Source organism: Lactobacillus sp. B4005, assembly GCF_026536045.1.
Classification (GTDB): Bacteria; Bacillota; Bacilli; order Lactobacillales; family Lactobacillaceae; genus Lactobacillus; species Lactobacillus panisapium.
Map to the genome: position 1 here is coordinate 447920 of NZ_JAFNOZ010000001.1, position 22300 is coordinate 470219.

Annotated in this window: 22 protein-coding genes, 1 pseudogene and 1 riboswitch; of the genes and pseudogenes, 21 read left to right on the forward strand and 2 right to left on the reverse strand. The window is 37.8% G+C overall.

Annotated elements, in window-relative coordinates; translation table 11 throughout:
- Nucleotides 1-6: 6 nt before the first annotated feature.
- The 3 genes from J3U73_RS02155 to J3U73_RS02165 all read left to right on the forward strand — a co-directional run bounded on the left by J3U73_RS02155 (nt 7) and on the right by J3U73_RS02165 (nt 2154).
- On the forward strand, nt 7-228 hold the full coding sequence (locus J3U73_RS02155) for a lipopolysaccharide assembly protein LapA domain-containing protein (RefSeq protein ID WP_103751572.1): 222 nt from the start codon (nt 7-9) through the stop codon (nt 226-228).
- Between the two features lie 113 nt (nt 229-341).
- Nucleotides 342-533 carry a 50S ribosomal protein L32 gene (gene rpmF, locus J3U73_RS02160; RefSeq protein WP_046306801.1) on the forward strand — a complete coding sequence of 64 codons (192 nt, stop codon included), beginning with the start codon at nt 342-344 and terminating at the stop codon, nt 531-533.
- Nucleotides 534-606: 73 nt separating this feature from the next.
- On the forward strand, nt 607-2154 hold the full coding sequence (locus J3U73_RS02165) for a bifunctional metallophosphatase/5'-nucleotidase (protein ID WP_267409444.1): 1548 nt from the start codon (nt 607-609) through the stop codon (nt 2152-2154).
- 49 nt (nt 2155-2203) lie between these two features.
- Here J3U73_RS02165 and J3U73_RS02170 read toward each other — a convergent pair whose 3' ends face one another.
- Nucleotides 2204-2410, reverse strand: a complete 207-nt coding sequence (locus J3U73_RS02170; RefSeq protein WP_103751574.1) for a DUF2929 family protein — start codon at nt 2408-2410, stop codon at nt 2204-2206.
- Nucleotides 2411-2515: 105 nt separating this feature from the next.
- On the opposite strand from J3U73_RS02170, the gene J3U73_RS02175 reads away from it, so the two are divergent.
- The 18 genes and pseudogenes from J3U73_RS02175 to J3U73_RS02260 all read left to right on the forward strand — a co-directional run bounded on the left by J3U73_RS02175 (nt 2516) and on the right by J3U73_RS02260 (nt 21338).
- Entirely contained in the window at nt 2516-5641 is a 3126-nt protein-coding gene (locus J3U73_RS02175) for a DNA polymerase III subunit alpha (protein ID WP_267409445.1), read from the forward strand.
- 165 nt (nt 5642-5806) lie between these two features.
- The gene (gene pfkA, locus J3U73_RS02180) at nt 5807-6766 is read left to right on the forward strand and encodes a 6-phosphofructokinase (RefSeq protein ID WP_220221109.1); all 960 of its coding nucleotides are present in this window, start codon (nt 5807-5809) and stop codon (nt 6764-6766) included.
- 30 nt (nt 6767-6796) lie between these two features.
- Nucleotides 6797-8566, forward strand: coding sequence for a pyruvate kinase (gene pyk, locus J3U73_RS02185; RefSeq protein ID WP_267409446.1), 1770 nt, complete (start codon nt 6797-6799; stop codon nt 8564-8566).
- Between the two features lie 185 nt (nt 8567-8751).
- Complete coding sequence (locus tag J3U73_RS02190) at nt 8752-9639, forward strand: S1 RNA-binding domain-containing protein (RefSeq protein ID WP_267409447.1); 888 nt, start codon at nt 8752-8754, stop codon at nt 9637-9639.
- Nucleotides 9632-10531, forward strand: coding sequence for a site-specific tyrosine recombinase XerD (xerD, locus tag J3U73_RS02195; protein ID WP_103751579.1), 900 nt, complete (start codon nt 9632-9634; stop codon nt 10529-10531). The genes J3U73_RS02190 and xerD overlap by 8 nt, the downstream gene beginning before the upstream one ends.
- Before the next feature lie 8 nt (nt 10532-10539).
- The gene (locus J3U73_RS02200; RefSeq protein WP_103751580.1) at nt 10540-10890 is read left to right on the forward strand and encodes a reductase; all 351 of its coding nucleotides are present in this window, start codon (nt 10540-10542) and stop codon (nt 10888-10890) included.
- A 4-nt stretch (nt 10891-10894) separates the two neighbouring features.
- A complete protein-coding gene (locus J3U73_RS02205) occupies nt 10895-11632 on the forward strand; it encodes a segregation and condensation protein A (protein ID WP_267409448.1) in 738 nt (245 codons plus the stop codon).
- Nucleotides 11622-12233 carry an SMC-Scp complex subunit ScpB gene (gene scpB / locus J3U73_RS02210; protein WP_220269612.1) on the forward strand — a complete coding sequence of 204 codons (612 nt, stop codon included), beginning with the start codon at nt 11622-11624 and terminating at the stop codon, nt 12231-12233. Before J3U73_RS02205 ends, scpB begins: the two co-directional genes overlap by 11 nt.
- The gene (locus J3U73_RS02215) at nt 12230-12949 is read left to right on the forward strand and encodes a pseudouridine synthase (RefSeq protein ID WP_103751583.1); all 720 of its coding nucleotides are present in this window, start codon (nt 12230-12232) and stop codon (nt 12947-12949) included. Before scpB ends, J3U73_RS02215 begins: the two co-directional genes overlap by 4 nt.
- A 26-nt stretch (nt 12950-12975) precedes the next feature.
- A riboswitch (FMN riboswitch) is annotated at nt 12976-13090 on the forward strand.
- 92 nt (nt 13091-13182) lie between these two features.
- Complete coding sequence (locus J3U73_RS02220; RefSeq protein WP_220221112.1) at nt 13183-13866, forward strand: ECF transporter S component; 684 nt, start codon at nt 13183-13185, stop codon at nt 13864-13866.
- A 388-nt stretch (nt 13867-14254) separates the two neighbouring features.
- Nucleotides 14255-15103 (forward strand): annotated as a pseudogene (locus J3U73_RS02225) (NAD(P)H-binding protein).
- A gap of 12 nt (nt 15104-15115) precedes the next feature.
- Nucleotides 15116-15568 carry an Rrf2 family transcriptional regulator gene (locus J3U73_RS02230; RefSeq protein WP_267409698.1) on the forward strand — a complete coding sequence of 151 codons (453 nt, stop codon included), beginning with the start codon at nt 15116-15118 and terminating at the stop codon, nt 15566-15568.
- Between the two features lie 99 nt (nt 15569-15667).
- Nucleotides 15668-16147 carry a LysM peptidoglycan-binding domain-containing protein gene (locus tag J3U73_RS02235; protein ID WP_267392687.1) on the forward strand — a complete coding sequence of 160 codons (480 nt, stop codon included), beginning with the start codon at nt 15668-15670 and terminating at the stop codon, nt 16145-16147.
- Nucleotides 16148-16189: 42 nt separating this feature from the next.
- Entirely contained in the window at nt 16190-16864 is a 675-nt protein-coding gene (gene cmk / locus J3U73_RS02240; RefSeq protein WP_220269615.1) for a (d)CMP kinase, read from the forward strand.
- A gap of 72 nt (nt 16865-16936) precedes the next feature.
- Nucleotides 16937-18142, forward strand: coding sequence for a 30S ribosomal protein S1 (rpsA, locus tag J3U73_RS02245; RefSeq protein WP_103751587.1), 1206 nt, complete (start codon nt 16937-16939; stop codon nt 18140-18142).
- 64 nt (nt 18143-18206) lie between these two features.
- Complete coding sequence (der, locus tag J3U73_RS02250; protein ID WP_267409449.1) at nt 18207-19517, forward strand: ribosome biogenesis GTPase Der; 1311 nt, start codon at nt 18207-18209, stop codon at nt 19515-19517.
- Nucleotides 19518-19700: 183 nt separating this feature from the next.
- A complete protein-coding gene (locus tag J3U73_RS02255; protein ID WP_220269617.1) occupies nt 19701-19976 on the forward strand; it encodes an HU family DNA-binding protein in 276 nt (91 codons plus the stop codon).
- A gap of 105 nt (nt 19977-20081) precedes the next feature.
- Nucleotides 20082-21338: a tetratricopeptide repeat protein gene (locus J3U73_RS02260; RefSeq protein WP_267409450.1), complete on the forward strand. Its 1257-nt coding sequence runs from the start codon at nt 20082-20084 to the stop codon at nt 21336-21338.
- 38 nt (nt 21339-21376) lie between these two features.
- Here J3U73_RS02260 and J3U73_RS02265 read toward each other — a convergent pair whose 3' ends face one another.
- Nucleotides 21377-22264: a YitT family protein gene (locus tag J3U73_RS02265; protein ID WP_267409451.1), complete on the reverse strand. Its 888-nt coding sequence runs from the start codon at nt 22262-22264 to the stop codon at nt 21377-21379.
- Between the last annotated feature and the right edge of the window lie 36 nt (nt 22265-22300).

The window sequence follows — 22300 nt, forward strand, 5'->3', positions numbered from 1 at the left end:
AGAACAATGAAAGATAAAACTCGACAAATTAAAATGGTATTGATTTTAATCCTTTGCCTTTTGGCAGTAATCTTTGTTGTTCTCAATACCAACAATGTGGCCATCAATTTTGGCTTATTTAATGTGAAAGTGCCATTGATAATTATTTTGGTTATCATGATTATTATTGGTGTCCTCATTGGTTGGTTTTGTGGTTCAAACGGACATAATCAAGATAAGAATAACTAATATATCTTGATTTATTTAAGATACAATAGTATCATTAACAAACGTGAAGTGTTTTAGGCACTCTTTTATTAGTGACCTAAAAACGTAATTCTACAATAAAGGAGATCAAATAAATGGCAGTTCCTAAGAGACATACTTCTAAGCAAAAGAAACGTTCACGTCGTGGCCATATCAAGTTAGCTGTTCCAGCAATGCACTATGATGCAACTACTGGTGAATATCGTTTAAGTCATCGCGTTTCACCTAAAGGTTATTACAAGGGTCGTCAAGTTGTTAGTGAAACTAACGCAAGCGACAACAACTAATTAAAAAGGGCACCTATTATGTGGTGTCTTTTTTTTACCTAAAATTATTTAATTGCCACGGGAAAGGTAAATAATGAAACTAGTATTTTTGAGTTCAAGCGATATTCATGGTTATATTTTGCCAACTGATTATCAAAACCAGCATGACACTGATGCACCAATTGGGTTAGCTAGGGTGAGTGCAATCTTTAAAGCCGAGCAAGCTCGTTATGGAAAAGAAAATGTCATTCTAACGGATGCGGGTGATTACTTACAAGGATCACCACTTGCCTCTTATGTTCATTCGGTTAAGAATTACCGTGCTTTGTCTAAGTACTTAGCTTTTGACCAAGCAATTGGCTATGATGCCCGTTGTCTAGGGAATCATGATTTTAACTATGGGCTTGATTATCTCAAATATTTTCTTAGTCATAATTTCAGTCCAATCGTGAATAGTAACATCTTGGATCAGACGACTAACCAACCGGCTTTTGGCAATGATTATTTGATTATTGAAAAAAATGGGCTAAAAATCGGACTAATTGGTTTGACAACGCAAAAGGTCCCTAGCTGGGAATCGGCAGCGCATGTCGCTGGCTTACGGTTTGCTTCTGCCTATGAGCAAGCAAGTTATTATGCGCAATTATTGCGGCCTCAAGTTGATGTCTTAACAGTTTTATATCATGGCGGTTTTGAAAAGGATCCAGAATCAGGTCAGATAACTGAACCAGCAACGGGGGAGAATGAAGGTTACCAAATATTAACGCAAATTCCAGAAATCGATATCATGCTAACTGGGCACCAGCATCTCCGAATGAGCCTAGTAGCCCATGATACCGCGATTGTACAACCGGGTTATCGCGGAGAAGCGGTGGGAAAAGTTGTTCTTGAAATTGATGAGCAAACAAGAAAAATTAAGACAAAAACGGCTTCGTTGATTGATGCTAAAGACTTTGCTCCTGATCCAGAAATAATCAAACTAGCGGCGACCTTGAATAAAGAAACGCAAATTTGGCTAGATCAACCTGTTGCTAAGCTTGCTCAACCGGCACCAATTAATAATGCCGAGCAAGCTCGCATCAAAGGAGCACCATTTGTCAACCTTCTGCAGCAAATGCAACTATATTTTACTCATGCTGATGTTTCTGCGACTGCTGTTATGAGCGATACAGCTAAGGGCTTTGGCAAAAGTGTCACCATGCGTGATATTTTATTAAATTACCCGTACGCAAACCAGTTATGCAAAGTTAAGCTTACTGGCCAAGAACTACGTGAGATTATTGAATATAGCTTATCCTTTTTAACAAAAGACGCTAAGGGACAAGTCACTTTTTTATCTGCTAAGCGTGATCAATTATTTAATTTTGATATCTTTTATCCTATTAATTATCAGGCAGACATTAAGAAAAAACCGGGCCACCGATTGACTAAGCTTGAATTAAATGGTCAACCAATTAAAGATAAAAAAACGTATTATTTAGCTGTCAATAATTACCGCGCAATGGGCGGAGGATTTTATCCGGGTTATGCTCCCGAAAAAATCACATCAATTCTTGCTAAAGATTATGTTCAAATGTTTCAAGAATTTTTGACTGAAGCTAAACCTCAAGTCGATTGCAAACCAAACTTTTTATTGCAATAAGAAAAGCCATTAACGCATTTGCGTTAATGGCTTTTACTATTGATCTATTTTATTTAAGCTTAGAATACTTGCTCTTATCTTTACTTGAGTGGGCGGTAATAGTTGGAATAATGGCAGCGAATAACACTCCAAAAATTAAACCAACAATCGCAGCTTCGCCCAAGTTAAAAACATTTTGTGTTAAAGGTGCGGCAATAAAACCGACGATTAACATATAAACAATGCTCCAGCAAATTGTTACGATATAACGACTCATAGCAGTTCCCTCTTTCATAGAAGAATTTTAGCAAAGTTTGTGCAGGTTTTCAAACTAAAAGAGAGGTTTTTGGTATACTAAATTTAAAATAAAGGAGGAGTCCAGATGAAAGTTGCGGCACTGCAAAATATTAGTTCATTTACATTGTTAGAAAGCCCAATTAAAATTAGGGACTTATTGAGTGCGGCCAAAAAGGCTGACTATGAAGCAGTTGCGTTAACCGATATTAACGTTACTTATGGTCTGGTCAACTTTTATGAAATTGCGCAAGAACTTGGTATTAAGCCACTGCTAGGGATGCAGCTTAGGCTAAACGGATTGATTGATAGCGCACACCACTATGATTTGATTGCTCTAGCTAAGACGGATGAAGGCTACCGCAATATTTTACGAATTTCGAGCAGAATTAATCTGTTAACTGAAAATGGGACAAAAAAGGCAGTTTTAACTTTAAAAGAAGTCCAAAAAGATTTGCATGATATCGTACTTATTGTTCCAGCTAACACGCATAGCGAGCTTTTACAGCTGCAAAAGCAAGATGAACAACTCGGCAATGATTTATTACGTCAATTATTGGCATTAGTGGACGATAGTGACTCAGTTTATTTAGGGGTTTATGGCTCAGAAAAGCAGCAGACTTATATCAATTATGTTAGAGTATTGTCTAAACAATTTAAGATACCACTTGTTAGTGTTGAAGATACGCAATATTTGCAACCTCACGATCAATTTCTTGCTAAAACATTGCGAGCAGTAAAAAAAGGCGAGATGCTGCAAGACATAGATGAACTAGCAAAACAAAAGGGTTCACACTATTTGCCTTCTGCCCAAGAACTTAGCAACAGGTATCATGAATTGGATTTGGATGATGCTTTAAAGAATACGCACAAGCTTGCACAAGAATGTAATGCTAAAGTTATTTTTCAAACCCCTGTCTTACCCAAATACAAGCAAACTAAGTTTAAAACGTCGAAAGAATATCTTTACTACTTAGCACAAAAGGGATTACAGGAGCGCTTTAATGGTGGGCAAGCACCGGAAAAATACCAAAAGCAGCTTGATTACGAACTCCAAGTAATCGATCAGATGGGATTTAATGATTACTTTTTAATTGTGTGGGATGTAATCAATTATTGCCATCGAGCCGGAATTGTCACGGGACCAGGACGAGGTTCTGCTTGTGGTTCGTTAGTTTCATATTCTTTGCGAATTACGGAAGTTGATCCGATCGAATATCAGCTGCTCTTTGAACGCTTTTTAAATCCTGCTCGACATGAAATGCCGGATATTGATTTAGATATTCCTGATAATCGCAGAGATGACGTAATTAAATACATGTTTGAAAAATACGGAATGGATCATGCAGCGCAAATCTTGACTTTTGGAACATTGGCCGCAAAGCAAGTATTGCGTGATACGGGACGCGCTTTTGGCTTAAAAGAACCGGAAATGGCAAAATGGTCGCAGAGTGTGCCTTATTCTAAGACTAAAATTTCACTACCAGAAGCTTACGAGAATTCGTCTAAGATGCGGTTACTTGTTGGAGCTAATACTAAAAACAAATTATTGTTTGAAACAGCTAAGAAGCTTGAGGGCTTACCGCGGCATTATTCAATTCATGCTGCTGGCTTAGTCCTCAGTGATAATTCAATCGCAGCTATTTCTGGCTTGCAGGCAGGGCAGCTTGGCATCCCGATTACCCAGCAAACCAAAAAATATGTTGAAGCGCTTGGACTTTTAAAAATCGACTTTTTGGGATTACGAAATCTAACCATTTTAGGCGATACCGTTGACATGATTCACAGTCAAGGAAAAAGAATTGATGTCAATCAGATTCCGTTAGATGATCCAGCGACGATGAAAATGTTTCAAGAAGGAAAGACTGATCTTGTTTTCCAATTTGAATCAGGCGGGATTAGAGGAGTTTTGCGCGAATTGCACCCCGATAACTTTGAAGATTTAGTAGCCGTCAATGCCCTTTATCGTCCAGGTCCGATGCAAAATATCCATTCTTTTATTGCCAGAAAAAGGGGAAAGGAAAAAGTTACTTACCCCGATCCTAGTTTGAAGCAGATTCTGGCGCCCACGTATGGTATCTTGGTTTATCAAGAGCAAGTTATGCAGACGGCCCAGATTTTAGCTGGCTTTTCGTTAGGAGAAGCTGATATCTTGCGGCGGGCAATGTCAAAAAAGAATCAGAAAGTGATTGAGCAAAAGCGGGCCGAATTTATTAATGGCACGGTCAAAAATGGTCGTTCACGTGAGGTAGGACAAAAGGTTTATAGCTACATTGAGCAATTTGCCAATTATGGCTTTAACCGATCACATGCAGTCGCGTACACCAAAATAGCCTTTTGGCTTGCCTACCTTAAGGTGCATTTCCCTGCAGAATTCTACGGTGCCATGTTAAATTCTAATAGTGGCAATCATTTCAAAGTTAGTGATTACATCATGCGGGCACAAGGCGCTGGGGTTAAAATCTTACCACCGGATATTAATAAAAGCGCACTAAGCTATCAAATTGTTAATGGCCAAATTTTAGTTGGTTTGCGGGCAGTTAAAGGTCTGAGAAATGACTTTCTGACTCAAATTATTAAGCAGCGTAACAATAAGCTTTTTGATTCGTTTGATGATTTTTTACGGCGGATCAATTCAAATTACTTGAAGATTAAAATGATTCAACCTATGATCAAAGCTGGTTGCTTTGATAACCTGAATGCCAACCGAAATGAATTACTGGAAAATAGTCCAGAAATTATTGAAAATATTCAGTTAACTGGTAATAATCAGGCACTATCTGAAAGTCTCGGTGGGGTACCAATTAAGCAGGCTCCTGAACCAACTAGCGCGGAAAAAGCTGATATGGAGCAAGAAGCTTTAGGCTTTTCCACGATGACTTCGCCTCTTGTTGCTGTTCAAAAGTATGCTGAAAAATTTAAGGCTAGGCCACTAGAGCAATATGAAATTAATGATTCGGGAGTTGCCGTGGGAAAACTGATGTCACTAAAACTGATCAAAACCAAAAAAAATACCACGATGGCTTTTGGTAATTTTGTTGATTCGACTGGTCGCCAAGATATTGTAATTTTTCCTAATATATATGAAAAAAATCAATCTATTTTAAAAGAAGGTAACATCTATTTATTGGGAATAAAAGTTCAAAATGACCGTTTTGATTCAAGTAAAAAGCAGTATGTTTTGACTAATTTACGGGTGGTTAATTACAAATAAGCATTTTTTGCGCATACTTGAGCAATTTCAGACTGATAGCGCTAACAAGCAAAAAGACTGGTAAATCAAGAAAATATCTCATTTTTTGTGAGATTTTTTTGGCAAAGAATGTTAAAATTTAGTGGATGTGAGAAATTACACAATAAATCTTAATGAGGTGAATTCATGAAACGAATTGGTATTTTAACGAGCGGCGGCGATGCTCCTGGTATGAATGCAGCCGTTAGAGCTGTTACCAAGACTGCTATTCATAACGGGCTTGGTGTCGTTGGTATTCGTTATGGCTTTGCCGGGTTAGTTGCGGGTGACTTTGTTACGCTAACTGCTGAAAAAGTTGACCACATGATAAGTTTAGGCGGCACTTTTCTTTACAGTGCACGTTTCCCAGAATTTGCACAAGAAGAAGTGCAAAAAAAGGGCGTCGAACAGTTAAAGAAACATGACATTGATACTGTTATCGTTATTGGTGGTGACGGTTCTTATCACGGTGCTTTGGCATTAACCCGTCTAGGCATTAACTCGATTGGTCTGCCAGGAACCATTGATAACGATATTCCTTGCACTGATTACACCATTGGCCTTGATACAGCCTGCAATACAGCTTTAGAAGCAATCGATAAGATTCGTGATACTGCTAGCAGCCATCACCGCGTTTTCATTGTTAACGTAATGGGACGTGGCTGTGGTGATATTGCAATGCGCGTAGGTCTAGCCAGTGGTGCAGACGCTATTGTTGTTCCTGAACGTCCTTATGATATTAAGGAAATTGCTCAGACACTAACACGTGGCTTTGCAGAAGGCAAGGATCATGGTATTATCGTATTGGCTGAAGGCGTAATGGATGCCGATGAATTTAGAACTGAACTTCTAAAATACGGCGATTTTGACGCCAGAGCTAATATCTTAGGTCACATGCAACGTGGTGGTTCACCAACTGTTTTGGATAGAATCAATGCGACAAAAATGGGTAATTATGCTGTTAAGTTACTTCTCGATGGTAAAGGCGGTTTAGCTGTCGGCATGGAGAATGGCCAATTAGAAACACATGATATTCTCGATTTGTTTGATGATACCCACCGCAGTGATGAGACGTTATTAGATATAAATGATGAAATGACTAAATAATTTAGTCGATTTTGGGGAGATTTTTACATAATGAAGAAAACTAAAATTGTTAGTACCTTAGGGCCAGCATCGAATGATATTGAAACTATTACTGCTCTAGCAAAATCTGGAGTAAATGTATTTCGTTTCAACTTTTCACACGGTGACCATGCTGAACACCTTTCGCGGATGAAGATGGTTCGCCAAGTTGAAAAAGAAACTGGTTTAGTTCTTGGTATTGCTTTAGATACTAAAGGTGCTGAAATTAGAACCACTGATCAAGAAGGTGGCAAGTTCACTCTCAACACTGGTGATAAGATCCGCGTTTCAATGGATGCAACTAAGCCAGGTAACAAGGACATGATTCATGTTACTTACGACGGACTTTATGATGATACTCATGTTGGTGGTCACGTTCTAATTGATGATGGTTTAGTTGATTTATTAATTAAAGAAAAAGACGATGCTAACAGAGAATTAGTCTGTGAAGCACAAAATACTGGTGTAATCGGTTCTAAGAAGGGTGTTAATGCACCTGGCGTTGAAATTCGCCTTCCAGGAATCACTGAAAAAGATACTGATGACATTAAATTTGGTTTAGAGCACGGAATTAACTTTATTTTCGCTTCATTTGCTCGTAAAGCTCAAGATATTCTTGACATCCGTAAGCTTTGTGAAGAAGCTGGTTGTGATTACGTTAAGATTTATCCTAAGATTGAATCACAAGAAGGTATTGACAATGCCGATGAAATCTTACAAGTTTCTGATGGTTTGATGGTTGCTCGTGGAGATATGGGTGTTGAAATTCCGTTCATCGATGTTCCATTTGTTCAAAAAGATTTAATCAAAAGAGCTAATGCCCTTGGCAAACCAGTTATTACTGCTACACAAATGCTTGATTCAATGCAAGAAAACCCACGTCCAACCCGTGCGGAAGTTTCTGACGTTGCTAATGCTGTTCTTGATGGAACCGATGCAACAATGCTTTCTGGTGAATCAGCAAATGGTTTGTACCCAGTTAAGGCTGTTAGTGCAATGGCTGAAATTGACGAAAGAACTGAGCAAGAACTTCTTAAGCGCAATACTTTAGCTTTACAAAGATTTGAAGAATACAAGGGTTCAAACGTAACCGAAGCAATCGGTGAATCTGTTGTTCGGACTGCTCAAGAATTAGGTGTCAAGACTATTATTACTGCAACTAATTCTGGTTACACTGCAAGAATGATTTCTAAGTACCGTCCAAATGCCAACATCTTGGCTTTGACATTTGATGAAAAGATTCAACACTCACTTGGCATTTGCTGGGGCGTTCAACCAATGCTCACTGAAAAGCCTGAATCAACTGACGACATGTTTGAAGTAGCTGCTAAAGTTGCTAAGGAACAAGGTTATGTTAAAGATGGTGATTTAGTAATTATCGTTGCCGGTGTTCCTGTTGGTGATTCTGGTACAACTAACTTGATGAAATTACAAATCATTGGTAGCAAGTTAGCTCAAGGCTTAGGTGTTGGTAATGGTTCAGTTGTTGGCAAGACTGTTGTTGTTAACAGTGCTGAAGAAGCTATTAGCAAGACTAAGGAAGGCGACATCTTAGTTGCTAAGACTACAGACCCTGACTACCTGCCTGCTATTAAGAAGGCTTCTGGCTTGGTTGTAGAAGCTTCTGGTTTAACTTCACATGCTGCTGTTGTTGGACTTTCACTTGGTATTCCAGTTGTTGTTGGTGTAACCGAAGCAACTGAGAAGATTGCTGGTGACACAACTATTACAGTTGATGCACGTCGTGGTGCAATTTACCAAGGCGAAGTTTCAAATCTTTAATTTTGTGAACCAATATTAATGAAAAAGTTAGCAGGGATGCTAGCTTTTTTGTTTTTTCAAGAATCTAATACTCATTTTACTGGTGCTACTGCTCGCTAATTAAATAAGATTAGCGATTGTCAAATTCTTTCGGTAAAATGGTATACTTGGTAAAGATGAAATATGTAAAATTAGGGGAGAAGTTTATGCTCGGCACGATTGCAAAAGGAAAAATTATTGACCAAAATGATGAAGCATATTATGTTCAGATTGAGGGACTGACTTACGAATTAAAGCGCAAGGAGATTACTCAGGAACAGCAGCCTAAGCTTGGCGATGAAATAAAGGGCTTTTTATATGACGACAAGCAGCATAACAGGGAAATGACACAATTTCTACCTTTTGCGCAACAAGACCAGTACGGTTGGGGTAAAGTAACCGATGTAAAATTCGATTTGGGCGTTTTTGTTGATATTGGCTTACCGGATAAGGATGTCGTTTTATCAGTTGATGATTTGCCCTTTGCCAAAGAGAGGTGGCCCCGTAAAGATGATCAATTGTTAGTTCACCTTGAAACAGACGATAAAGAGCGAATTTGGGCCAAGTTGGCTGATGAAAATATTTTTGAGCAATTGGCAGCCCATTTTCCTAACGATATGAAAAATAAGGATGTTTTTGGAACAGTCTATTCTAGCCGAGAAATTGGCGCTTTTGTGATTACTACTGATTATTATTTAGCTTTTGTTCATGCCTCCCAGATGAGTCGTCCACTACGTTTAGGTGAGCAGTTTAAAGGTCGTGTAATCGGCATTAGTCAATATGGCAGGTTGAATTTGAGTAGCTTGCCACGTGCTTTTGAAGAAATAGATGATGATGCCCAAATGATTTTAATGAGTTTGCGGCGAAAGAATACTAAAACATTACCGTTTTACGACAAATCTAATGCGCAAGAAATTAAGAATTATTTTGGCATTTCAAAATCGGCCTTTAAACGGGCTCTGGGCCATTTGCTTAAAGCACGTTATATTTCGGAAGATAAAACTGCCGGTACGATTAGTTTGATTAATGATCCAGAAGACGAGCAAGATGCATAAACTGCGAGAAGATGTTGAAGATTATTTAAGATACAGCCAAATTGAGCGCGGACTCAGTGACAATACCATCACTGCATATCGGCAAGACTTAATGGATTTCTTGACTTTTTTAAAAAACGAGGGTTTTACGTCTTGGCCAACAAAAGCAGTTGATATCGATGCGTTTTTAGCTGGTCAAAAAGACTTAAATAAGGCAACTAGTTCAATTAGCCGCATGATTTCGAGTTTGCGGAAATTTTATCAATGGCTTGTTCGTCAGAATATCCAAAAACTTAATCCAATGCTTGAAGTTGACTCACCAAAAAAAGAGCATAGATTGCCGGTAGCGTTAAGTGTCGCTGAAGTTAATAATTTATTGCAGCAGCCTGATGTAAAGAAAAAACTTGGTTTACGTGATCGAGCTTTGCTCGAAACCCTATATGCAACGGGAATTCGTGTGAGTGAGTTAATTAACCTTAAATTTAATGATTTGCATGAAGAATTAAAATTATTGAAAGTATTCGGTAAAGGTTCGAAGGAGCGCTTGATTCCGATTAGTGACGTGGCGATTTCTTGGATTAACAGCTATCAGGAAAAAGTCCGTGATCCTTTATTACTAAAAGTAGGTAAGAATACTGACTTTATTTTTCTCAATAATCGTGGCGGTGCTTTAACTAGACAGGCAGTTTGGCAAATTATCAAACGTTATTGTCAGATGGCGGGGATAACCAAAAATGTTACACCGCATACCTTGCGTCATACTTTTGCGACCCATTTACTGGAAAATGGTGCAGATTTACGCGTGGTGCAGGAAATTTTGGGCCATTCTGACATTAGTACAACGCAGATTTATACCAATCTATCCCAAAAGCATATTTTAGAAGTTTATGCAAAAACACATCCGCGATTTTAGGTGAACATATGTTAATTGAATGCAAAAATGATAAAGAAAAAGTAGCGATGGGCTTATTGTCCTACCTCCCAGACTTTAAAAATTTAGCTAATCTAAAAGATGAAATTCGGCTTAATAAAAACAGTAAGGAATTTCGGTTATTTTTGTATCGTGACCATAATCCCAACTTTGTTGGCGTAATCGGCACTCAGTGGGATGAACAATTTATTGTCATACGCTACATTTCCCTTGCTCCAGATTACCGTAAGAAAAAATATGAAGAGCAGGCAATCTGTGAATTAGCGGCTGGCAATCCCCAGAAAAAAATAACCACTGTCCCAGAATACGTTTATTTGATGAAATATTTAAAACAGAAATAGAACTATGACCAGTAACTTAACTTTAGAATTGCCCAATTTTGAGGGGCCGCTTGATTTACTTCTTCACTTAATCAAATCACAAAAAATTGATATCTATGATATTCCAATTGCTCAGATCACCAGCCAATATTTGTCTTACTTGCATGAGATGCAGAAACTAAACTTGCAAATTGCTGGCGAGTATTTTGTCATGTCGTCAATGCTGTTGAGGATCAAGTCGCAATCACTTTTGCCTCAAAATGATTTTACCGAAAATGATGAACCCGAAGAAGATCCTAGAGATGAGTTGGTACAACAGCTAGTTCAGTATTCCGTTTTCAAAAAAGTATCGGCTTATTTTAAACAGCGAAATAATGAAGTACCCATTACAGCTGCTAAAGAAGAAAGTATACCAGCTGCCAAAAGGGTGCAACCGTTGCCTTTAGGTCAAATTACCTCTTCAGAATTAGCAAATACTTTCATAGTTGTACTTCAAAGATTAAGACTCCGCCAGCCTGATATTGTTTCGGTTAATGTGAAAGAAACGCCAATTAATGATATGATTGACTTCTTACGCACCAAATTGGCTAAGCAGAAAAAAATTAGCTTTTTCTCCTGTAGCGACAAGATGACTAGCTTATCAGATGTAATTGGCTTGTTTTTAGCATTATTAGAATTATGTAAAAAACAGGAAATTAAGGTCAAGCAGTCGCGAATTTTCGGTGATCTGGAATTAGAAAGAATTGAAAAAGATGGTAAGTAAAATTGCACAATTGGAGGCATTGCTATATATAGCAGGCGATAATGGTATTCCAAGTGAAAATTTGTGTGAGTTAATGCAAGTTGAGCATTCCGCATTGCGCGAATTAGCCAAAAATCTGGCAGCTAAGCTTAAGCAAAATCAAGATTCTGGTCTCCAGGTGATACACATCAACCATAATTATAAATTGACTACTAGACCAGAAGTTAGTGAAGTAGTGGCTAATTTTTTTCAAAAAGATTTGTCAAAGTCGTTAAGTCAATCGGCACTAGAAATTTTATCAATTATTGCTTATCGTCAGCCCATTACGCGCATTGAAATAGATGAAATTCGTGGGGTAAATTCGTCAGGGGCGCTCCAAACTTTAATTTGGCGTGGACTTATTAAAGCAGATGGTAAAAAGGATGCACCAGGACACCCCAATTTGTATGTCACCAGTGATTATTTCTTACAGTATTTTGGCTATCAAAGTCTAGCTGACTTACCTCTGATAGAAGACTTTGAAGATGAAAGTATTAACTCTGAGGGTGAAATCGACTTATTCTCAGCTAATGGAAAAGCAGATAAAAATATTGCTGAAGCACAAAAAGGAGATAAAGAATGAGTTTACAACGTTTACAAAAGGTAATCGCAGAGGCGGGAATTGCCTCTCGTCGTAAGGCTGAAAAAATGATTGAAGAAGGCAGAGTAACCGTTGACGGCGAGATTATTACCAAACTTGGAACCAAGGTAGATACTTTTAGCAATATTACGGTTGATGGGGAACCAATTGAGCGTGAAAGTCTGCATACTTATCTTTTTTATAAACCACGCGGCGTCGTTTCAACAGCAAATGATGACAAGGGAAGAAAGACCGTAGTAGATTATTTTTCCGATTTGCCTTATCGGCTATACCCAATTGGCCGGCTTGATTATGATACTTCAGGTTTGTTATTAATGACTAATGATGGTGAACTAGCTAATTTAATGATGCATCCTCGCAATAAGGTTGCTAAGGTCTATGTAGCAAAGATTGAGGGTCAACTGACACCAGAGGAAATTCATCGTTTATCTCATGGAGTCAGAATTGATCGTCATCGAAGTGCACCAGCTAAAGTAAAAATTATCCGGAGCGATAAAAAGAAGAATAGCCAAATTGTGCAGTTAACGATTCATGAAGGACATTACCATCAAGTCAAAAGAATGTTTAAAGCCGTAGGCCATCAGGTAAAGAAATTATCCCGTGAACGATACTCCTTTTTGACTTTGGGTAATCTTGTTTCTGGCAAATACAGGGAACTTACCCACAGTGAAGTTGACAGATTAAAACAGGTAGACTAGTATTTACTTGTAGTTAAATATCAGTTTGTTGTCTTCATGGCAGGGTGAAAATCCCGACCGGTGGTGAAAGTCCACGACCCACTTTTGTGGTGGAACCAATTATGGTACCGATAGTTAAAGTCTAGATGAAAGAAGACAGGCTAAACTAAAAGTTAAGACTTATTTTTGAATACTTACTTTTATTAGGTCTGTTGCTAGGAGCAACAGACCTATTCTTTTTGGAGGTAAGTATTGTGAAAAGAAGAAATATCACAAATCTAACTAATATAATTGCTTATGTACTAATTGGAACCATTTCATTTATCTTAATGGAATTGGCTTTTCCTCTCCCAGTAGCTAGCTTTTTAAAATTCGACTTTTCTGATGTTATTGTTACGATTGGGACCTTTTTATTCGGTCCAGTACCTGGTCTTATTATTGCCGCTGTTCGAATGTTAATTGACCTGATTTATAAAGGATTTGCATTGCCAAGTGTCATTGGCCAATTAGCTGCTTTAGCCGCCTCTATGTCATTTGCACTGCCATTTTATTACATTGCTAAGGATGTTTCGGCTGGCGAAAAAAATGCCAAAAAACTTTATGTTAAACCAATTATCGGAATTATTTTGGGCATAATAGCGATGACAATTGTTTTATCCTTGTTAAATGCCTTAATCTTGACGCCAATATATGCAGTGACTACGGTTACGAATTTACCAGCAATTCACGGCTATACTGGACTGCTTAACTTTACGGAGAAAGTTTATCTTGGTCAACTTCTCCATATTCCGTCAATGTCTACGTATATTTTTGGCATAATCGTCCCATTTAACTTATTAAAAGGAGCAATAAATGGGGTAGTGGTTTATTTCCTATTTGAAGTTGTTTTACGCAGCTTAAAGCCATTCGTAAGAAAGCATTTTAATTTAAAGAATTAACTTAATCTTGGGATATTATTTTTTAAAATATGATTAGGAAAACAGTTCTCGTTCAAGAACTGTTTTTTATTTGCCACTTTTTGCCCAATCATTTTAAAGTTGAAAAAACCAGTAAAAATTGATTTTATTTTTGGTAAAATATCGCAAATCATATTTTTAGGCATTAAGCTACAAGGTAACTTGATGCTTTTTCGTGACTAAAATTTAGCGGCCTTATAGCCAGTTAAATTAGTAAAATTGTAGTGACCATAAATTTTACATTCAGTTAACCGCCCCAAAAGAATCAAAAATCCAAGTATTTCTTGTTGTTTTATTATTTACATGTAGTGCAATTAAACTTGTCGAAAATAAAACAACAAATTATGAATTCTGAAAGGTAAGACTAAAAATGAAATACGCTGTTACAGCTGCAACCGGAAATTTTGGCCAACTGGCTGTGAAATACTTAAGTCAATTAACTAGTTCAAAAAATATTGTCGTCATTGCCAGAAATCGGGAGAAAGCCGAGAAACTTTTTCCCAATTTTGAAATAAGAATTGGTGACTATGATAAGCAAACTTCAATTACCGAAGCATTGCAGGGAATTGATCGGGTCTTATTTATTTCCTCTCAACCTGGCGGAAAAGTTGACCGCAAAGTGCAGCACCAAAATGTAGTTAACGCGATTCAGGCAAATCCTGTTAGCTTTGTGGCCTATACTAGTTTTGCTCATGCTCAAAGTTCACCTACACCGCTAGCTCAAGATCACAAGCTAACTGAAGTCATGATTACTAAAACCAATATTGCGCACTCGTTTTTGCGTAACAACTGGTATTTAGAAAATGAAGCAGGATTTTTTGCAAGTGCTAAAGAAGCACAAAAAGCTGTTTACTGGGCAGACAATTCTGCCGGCTGGGCTTTAGAAAGTGAATATGCACAGGCAGCTGCTAATGTTTTAACTTCTTCAGAGCCACGTGAAGTTTACGAATTTACGGGCAAGCCAACTACTTATCAAGAGCTAGGACAAGCTACAAGCGAAGCATTGGGCAAAAAGTGTTCAATTTTGCAGGTCTCTCGTGAAGATTATATTGCTGACCTGGAAAATAAGGGGTTGGATCACTCAACGGCAACTCTTTATGCCTCTTTCTAAGAGCCAATTGCTAGCGGTTCCTTAAACGAAACTAGTTTAGATTTACCATTAGTGTTAGGACACCCATTGACCGATTTAAGTACAGCAATCAAGAAAATTGTTTTATAAAAGGGGAACAAAATTAAATACTCTTATAAATTAAGTGATGCTATTCATGTTTTAGCTTATTTATTACTTTGCCCAGATTCTGACCATTCGAGCAAAGCAATTGCGGCAAGCGTAGAAGCTAATCCTAGTGTAATTAGAAGCATAATGAGTGACTTACGCAAAGCTAATTTACTTTCTAGTCATCAAGGTTCAGTTAAACCAACTTTAGTTAAGTCGCCTTCCGAAATCAGTTTATTCGATATCCATCAAGCTCTTAATGTTAATCACCATCTTTTCTATGTCGATCCTGATACCAATCAAAATTGTATTGTGCGTAGAAATATTCAACCAGTTCTTCAAAATGTTTATGGTGAAATTGAAAAAGATGCAGAAAAGAAAATGATGGAAATATCTTTGGAAGATATCGTTAAGCAAATTAACCAACAAATTGCGGACCATGCTTCTTCAAACGAAAATACTAACTAAAAACAGTTTCTAAATTCAACTTGATTCAATATTATTTTTATCCATTTTACCTATTAAATATGCTAAAATTAAGCAAGTTAGGTGAAGGAGGTTTTCAAATTGAATCAGAACCCGCAAGGACCGTTTAAGCATTATGAACGCCCTCATAATTCTAGGACGATGATTAATAAGTCAGGCTCAAAATACTGGATGATCTTAATGGTTCTTATAGTTATTATTATTGTTGCTCTTGTACCGGTTGTGCATCATTTAGCTGCAAATAGTGAAACCAGCAACCGGGTAGTTGAATTGCAAAAAGCGACTAAGAAGCGCAAACGGGTAACAGAAAAGAAGACTTCCAAGACTCAAATTAATGCGAAGGTTAAAGACAGGGCAAAGAAAAAAACATTATCCAAGCCTAAAGTTCAGGCACAGGATAAGCCAGCTGAAACAAAAGTTAAACAATATACAGTTCAAAGCGGCGATTCTTTAACTAGTATTGCAGATAAATTTAACCTAACGGTTAATGATTTGGCACAACTTAATCAACTTAATCCAGAAGATCAAGTAAATGCCGGTCAGAAGCTGAGAGTAAAGTAGTTAATAGAAAGGGCAGGGACTTCAAGTCCCTTTTTTAATGGCATGCAGATAGCAATTGATGGACCAGCTTCAGCTGGTAAAAGTACAGTCGCAAAAATTATTGCGCAAAAATTGGGTTTTACTTACATTGATACTGGGGCAATGTATCGTGCCTGCACGGTAATAGCAAAAGAAAATCAGCTTGATTATGGTGACGAAGAGGCGATCCTAGCCGCAGTTGATCAAAATCAAATTGAATTAAAAGTAGTTGATGGTGAACAAAAAGTTTTTGCAGGTAAAAATGATGTTACACAGGCAATTCGGATGCCTGAAGTTTCAGCAAATGTTTCCCAGGTTTCAGCACTTTCTGGCGTTAGGCAAAAAATGGTCAGTCTTCAGCGGCAAATGGCAGGTAAGATGAATGTCGTAATGGATGGGCGTGATATTGGCACTACAGTCTTACCCCATGCGGAAGTGAAAATTTTTTTGGTAGCTTCAGCACAATCTCGTGCCCAAAGAAGAATGTTAGATTTGAAGCAACGCGGAATAAAAAGCAGTCAAACATTGACAGAGATTGAGGAAAGCATTAAGCAACGTGATTACAAAGATTCTCATCGCAAAATTTCACCGTTAAAAAAGGCGCCAGATGCGGTTGAAGTTGATACGACTAAGATGAGTATTGAACAAGTTGTTGACGCAATTTTGGCTGAAATTGCTAAAAGTCAAAAAAATATTTAAAAAAGGTGCTAAAACAGTAGAAAAATATCTCACTTTCATTTAAAATTAGATTATGATATTGGGAGGTAAATAATGTCAGAAAACAGTAATCAATTTTTAGATGCATTAAAGCAAATGCAAGGAGTTGAGGTCGGCGATATTGTAGATGTTGAAGTATTAGACGTTGAAGAAGGTCAAATCGATGTTGGTGTTGAAAATGCTGGTGTCGAAGGTGTGATTCCACGTCGTGAATTCACTTCAGATCGCAACGTTGATCTACGCGAAGCCGTTAAGCCAGGAGACAAGTTTAAAGCTTTAGTCTTGAGAAAAGCTGGTGGAGACAAGGAGAACGGTGAGTTCTTCTTCTCAGTAACTCGTCTTAAGGAAAGAGAAGCTTACGACGAATTGCAAAAAGACTTTGAGGCAGGTAAAACAATCGAAGGTACTGTTACTTCATCAGTACGTGGTGGTTTATTAGTTGATGTTGGTACAAGAGGATTCTTACCAGCTTCACTTATTTCCAACCGCTATGTATCTGATCTTAAACCATACATTGGCAAGACAATGAAGCTTAAGATTACAGAAATTGATCCAAGCAAGAACCGTTTGATTCTTTCTCACAAGGATTTAATTGAAGAAGAACGTGAAGAAGCCTTTGATAAAGTTGCATCACAATTAGTTGTAGGTGATGTAGTAGAAGGCAAAGTTTCTCGTTTGACTAACTTTGGTGCTTTTGTTGATGTTGGTGGTGTAGACGGTTTAGTTCACATCTCTGAAATTTCTTACAAGCACGTTGATAAGCCTAGTGATGTATTAAAGGCTGGTCAAGATGTTAAAGTTAAAGTTATTGGTATCGATGATGACAGACACCGCATCTCCCTTTCAATCAAGCAAACTGAACCTTCCCCATTTGAACAAGCTACCGCTGAATTACACGAAGGCGACATTTTTGAAGGTGAAGTTAAGTCTTTAACTAACTTTGGTGCCTTTGTAGAAGTTGCTGATGGCATTCAAGGCTTGGTCCACGTTTCTGAAATATCATATAAACACGTAGACAAACCTAGTGATGTTCTTGAAGTTGGACAAACAGTTAAGGTTAAAGTTTTGAACATTGACCCTAATGAACGTAGAATTTCACTTTCAATGAAGGCTGCTGATTCTAAAGGTTCTGAAAATGAAGGATCTCATTCACACAGTTCATACAACAGAAACTCTGTTAACAAGAAATACATGAACAACGATGACAGTGGCTTTGCTTTAGGTGACATTATTGGTGACCAATTGAAAGATCGTCGTTAGTTGTAAATTTAATGAGCCGACTTTTTAAGTCGGCTTTTTTTATTATTAAAAGGAGGCTGAAAATATGGTTTTACCTGTAGTTGCAATTGTAGGACAACCAAATGTTGGTAAATCTACTCTTTTCAACCGGATTATTAATGAGCGTTTGGCAATTGTAGAAGATAAGCCCGGCGTTACCCGTGACCGCAATTATGCCCAAGCTGAATGGATGGGACATAAATTTGACTTAATTGATACTGGCGGTATTACTTGGGAAAATGGCCGAATCGAAGATGAGATTCGTGCCCAAGCCGAAATAGCTATTGAAGAGGCAGATGTGATTGTAATTTTAACTAGTGTTACTAATCACTTAACCGATTTAGATGAGCGAATTTCGCAAATGCTTTATCAAACAAAAAAGCCGGTTATATTAGCGGTTAATAAAGCAGATAATCCTGAACAAAGAATGGATATTTATGATTTTTACAGTTTAGGTTTCGGGGATCCAATTCCCATTTCTAGTGTTCACGGAACGGGAATTGGTGATTTGCTTGATCGAATTGTTAGTGAACTACCAAAAGATCTAGCTAAAGATGATGATGACCAGATTTCGTTCAGTGTGATTGGGCGACCAAACGTTGGTAAATCATCGATTGTCAATAGTTTACTCGGACAAAAGCGGGTAATTGTCAATAATGAAGAGGGAACAACTCGTGATGCTGTAGATACCCCTTTTATTAGCGAAGATGGCACAAAATACCGAATTGTTGATACAGCTGGAATCAGGCGACGGGGCAAAGTCTATGAAAAGACTGAGAAGTATTCGGTAATGCGTGCAATGAGTGCGATCGAGCATTCTAATATCGTCTGCTTGGTTCTTGATGCTAGTACCGGTATTAGAGAACAAGATAAACATGTTGCTGGGTACGCACATGAGGCTGGACGCGGTATTATTATTGTCGTTAACAAGTGGGATCTACCTAAGAAAAATAGTAATAGTGGTAAAGATTTTGAGCGAGTTATCCGTAATGAATTCCAGTACCTAGACTATGCGCCTATTTTATTCGTTTCGGCAAAAACGGGCCAAAACTTGGAGCACATTCCCAAAATGGTTAAGCAGGTTTATCAAAACCAGACTCAGAGAATTAAATCCAGCGTTTTAAACGATCTCCTGCTCGAAGCCAGCAAGTTAGTGCCGACACCAATGATACGAGGAAGACGTCTTAGAGTTTACTATATGACTCAGGTAACCACTAATCCGCCCACTTTTGTGGTGTTTGTAAATGATCCAGAATTAATGCATTTTTCTTATGAGCGATTTTTAATAAATCAGTTACGTGATAACTTTGATTTTACGGGCACACCAATTAAGGTTATTGCACGTAAGAGAAAATAGTTTGTATCTAGCAAATAGATAAAAATGACAATTTTCAGCTAAATTGCTTGTTGTGCTATGGCTTTTGTGCTATTTTGAAACAAGGAAGGAATGATTAGTCATGATCATTGTTCCTTGTTTCTCTGATGAGGAATAAGTAAAGAATCTCTATTATGAGATTCATTTTTGGGAGGTGAATTTTCCATGGCAAATAAGGCAGAATTAGTAACTGAAGTTGCTTCAAAAACTAAGTTAACCAAAAAGGATGCAGCTACAGCTGTTGATGCAATTTTCAGTTCGATCCAAGAGGATCTTTCAAAAGGTAAAAAAGTTCAATTGATTGGCTTTGGTACTTTTGAAGTGCGTAAGCGTGCAGCTAGAAAAGGACGTAACCCACAAACTGGTGATGAAATAAAAATTCCAGCTAGTGTTGTTCCTGCATTTAGACCAGGTAAAGCTCTTAAAGAAGCTGTTAAATAGGCTGATTAGTTTTATCGAAAAGGTGGTGGCCAAAAATGCCATCATCTTTTTGTTTGTATTTTTATCTAAAATGAACACGATGAATCTGAGACAGGAAGGGAAATTATGAGCTATTCAGAAGAGTTGCTAGATTCAATTCAAAAACAAGATTTTTCCAAAGAAAAAATTTTATTAAAAAAGGCTCTAGATGAAGATGAACCAGAAATTTTGGCTTCATTAGCCGAAAATTTAACTGGCTTAGGTTTTACTGATATAGCCAAAGAAGTTTACCGCAGTTTAATTGCGCGTTTTCCAAAAGAAGACCTTTTCAAAATTTACCTCGCTGAAATTCTATTGAATGATGGTAAAGACGATGATGGACTGTCACTTCTTTATGCAATTCCAAAAGATTCATCCGCTTATTTGGATAGCCTATTAGTCCAAGCTGATTACTATCAAACTAATGGCTTGCTTGAGACGGCGTATAGCAAGCTCATAAAGGCTGCTAAAGTCGCACCTGAAGAAGATGTCGTAAAGTTTGGATTAGCGGAACTAGACTATCTTAGTGGCCGTTATGAGCAAGCCTTAGATTTGTATCAGGATTTATTAAAAAGACATAAAAACTTTAGTGAGATTAACCTAAATGACCGTCTGTTTCAGACTCTAGCTAAGTTGGGCCGCTATGAAGAAGCAAGTGAAGTAATTGAAAAACACGCGAGTGAACTGTTAGACATTGACAGTAAGTACCAAGCAGCCTTAGTTATGTTAGCGGTCAATAAAGACGATCAGGCAATCAAATACCTAGATGAAGTGATTGACCAAAGTCCTGATTACGTGAATGCATATCGGCTGTTGACGTCTGCTTATGAACACAAAAATGATAATGACCAAGTTTTACGGTCAGCACAAGCCGGAATCGCATATAACGAGCTTGATGCATCTTTATACGCAATTGGGGCAAAAGCCGCTGTTAAGCTTAATGAACTTGACACCGCTGAGAAATTGCTCAAAAAAGGCTTGAAATTTTTACCTGAAAACGTTGATTTACGTTTGCAACTATCAGATTTATATTTAAAGGAAAATAAGCACCAAGAAAACTTAGAATTATTTAGTGAAATACCTGATAATGAATTAGAGCCACAAGCACATTGGAACATGGCTCTTTCTTATGAGGCTCTTGAGCAGACTGAAAAGGCTAAAAGTGAGTTTTTACTTGTTTATCCCGAATTTCAGGATAACACCGCTTTTTTACGGCAAATGATTCTCTTTTTTAATGCTGAACCTAATTCAACTACCATTGTTCAAGAATTATTAAATCGTTATTTGAAACTTGAACCAGAGGATACAGAAATGCAGGATTTAGCTAATAATTTACTTGATTAACAGAACTAAAAAAGATCGCATATCAGAATGCGATCTTTTTATTTGCGGATAATAAAGTGACGTTGCTTTTGTTTGTAAGTAAAGCCTTCTCCCAGTGCTTCGTGAACTTCAATTACGCTCACAAATGCTTTGGGGTCTTCGGCGCTAATTAATTCTTTCACGGCGGGAATTTCACGTGGCGAAACGACTAAATAGATTACTGGACGATTAACTTTACTATAGCCGCCCCGAGCTTCGAAATAGGTAAAACCGCGATCAAGTTTTAAATCAATCATCTGCGCGATTTGCTGGTACTTATCTGATATTATTAGTAAACCACGAGCGGAGTAGGCTCCTTGTTGGACAGCATCCATTACGCGTGAAAGGATAAATGATGCCACCAGCGTATACATAATGTGCTTTAGGTCTAAATAAGTTAGCGACGCAAACAAGACCAGCGCATCGCAGAATAAAAGCACCTTGCCTGAGGACATGCCGTATTTTAGTTGACAAATTCGGGCAATGATATCGGTCCCGCCCGAAGTGCCATTATACCTAAACACTAATCCCAGACCTATTCCAGATAGGGTTCCCGCTAAAATCGCTGACAAGAAGAGGTCGTGTTCCAAGTTTAATTGATATATAATAGGTATCAAGCGCCAAAACCATAGGAAAAAAGAGAGCCAAAGAGTTCCCCAAATTGTGTAAATCAAGAGTCGCTTACCCATAAATCGATATCCCAAAAATATTAGTGGGATATTTAAAATAAGCGAGGAAAGCCCCATATTGATGCCCCAAAAGTGTCTAAGAAGCAAAGTAACACCGCTGATGCCGCCATCTGTTAACTGATTAGGTGCGGAAATCATGTCTAAACTTAAGCCATAAATGGCGCAACCTAGCATGATCATAAATAGTTCTAGAATGTTTCTTCTAGTAATTTTTTGCATGATGATTATTATCTTTCTATTCAACCTTTGACGCTA

Excerpts from the sequence above, each read along its gene's own strand:
- J3U73_RS02155 (WP_103751572.1), top strand. The coding sequence starts at position 7 with ATGAAAGATAAAACTCGACAAATTAAAATGGTATTGATTTTAATCCTT.
- rpmF (WP_046306801.1), top strand. The coding sequence starts at position 342 with ATGGCAGTTCCTAAGAGACATACTTCTAAGCAAAAGAAACGTTCACGT.
- J3U73_RS02165 (WP_267409444.1), top strand. The coding sequence starts at position 607 with ATGAAACTAGTATTTTTGAGTTCAAGCGATATTCATGGTTATATTTTG.
- J3U73_RS02170 (WP_103751574.1), bottom strand. The coding sequence starts at position 2,410 with ATGAGTCGTTATATCGTAACAATTTGCTGGAGCATTGTTTATATGTTA.
- J3U73_RS02175 (WP_267409445.1), top strand. The coding sequence starts at position 2,516 with ATGAAAGTTGCGGCACTGCAAAATATTAGTTCATTTACATTGTTAGAA.
- pfkA (WP_220221109.1), top strand. The coding sequence starts at position 5,807 with ATGAAACGAATTGGTATTTTAACGAGCGGCGGCGATGCTCCTGGTATG.
- pyk (WP_267409446.1), top strand. The coding sequence starts at position 6,797 with ATGAAGAAAACTAAAATTGTTAGTACCTTAGGGCCAGCATCGAATGAT.
- J3U73_RS02190 (WP_267409447.1), top strand. The coding sequence starts at position 8,752 with ATGCTCGGCACGATTGCAAAAGGAAAAATTATTGACCAAAATGATGAA.
- xerD (WP_103751579.1), top strand. The coding sequence starts at position 9,632 with ATGCATAAACTGCGAGAAGATGTTGAAGATTATTTAAGATACAGCCAA.
- J3U73_RS02200 (WP_103751580.1), top strand. The coding sequence starts at position 10,540 with ATGTTAATTGAATGCAAAAATGATAAAGAAAAAGTAGCGATGGGCTTA.
- J3U73_RS02205 (WP_267409448.1), top strand. The coding sequence starts at position 10,895 with ATGACCAGTAACTTAACTTTAGAATTGCCCAATTTTGAGGGGCCGCTT.
- scpB (WP_220269612.1), top strand. The coding sequence starts at position 11,622 with ATGGTAAGTAAAATTGCACAATTGGAGGCATTGCTATATATAGCAGGC.
- J3U73_RS02215 (WP_103751583.1), top strand. The coding sequence starts at position 12,230 with ATGAGTTTACAACGTTTACAAAAGGTAATCGCAGAGGCGGGAATTGCC.
- cmk (WP_220269615.1), top strand. The coding sequence starts at position 16,190 with ATGCAGATAGCAATTGATGGACCAGCTTCAGCTGGTAAAAGTACAGTC.
- rpsA (WP_103751587.1), top strand. The coding sequence starts at position 16,937 with ATGTCAGAAAACAGTAATCAATTTTTAGATGCATTAAAGCAAATGCAA.
- der (WP_267409449.1), top strand. The coding sequence starts at position 18,207 with ATGGTTTTACCTGTAGTTGCAATTGTAGGACAACCAAATGTTGGTAAA.
- J3U73_RS02255 (WP_220269617.1), top strand. The coding sequence starts at position 19,701 with ATGGCAAATAAGGCAGAATTAGTAACTGAAGTTGCTTCAAAAACTAAG.
- J3U73_RS02260 (WP_267409450.1), top strand. The coding sequence starts at position 20,082 with ATGAGCTATTCAGAAGAGTTGCTAGATTCAATTCAAAAACAAGATTTT.
- J3U73_RS02265 (WP_267409451.1), bottom strand. The coding sequence starts at position 22,264 with ATGCAAAAAATTACTAGAAGAAACATTCTAGAACTATTTATGATCATG.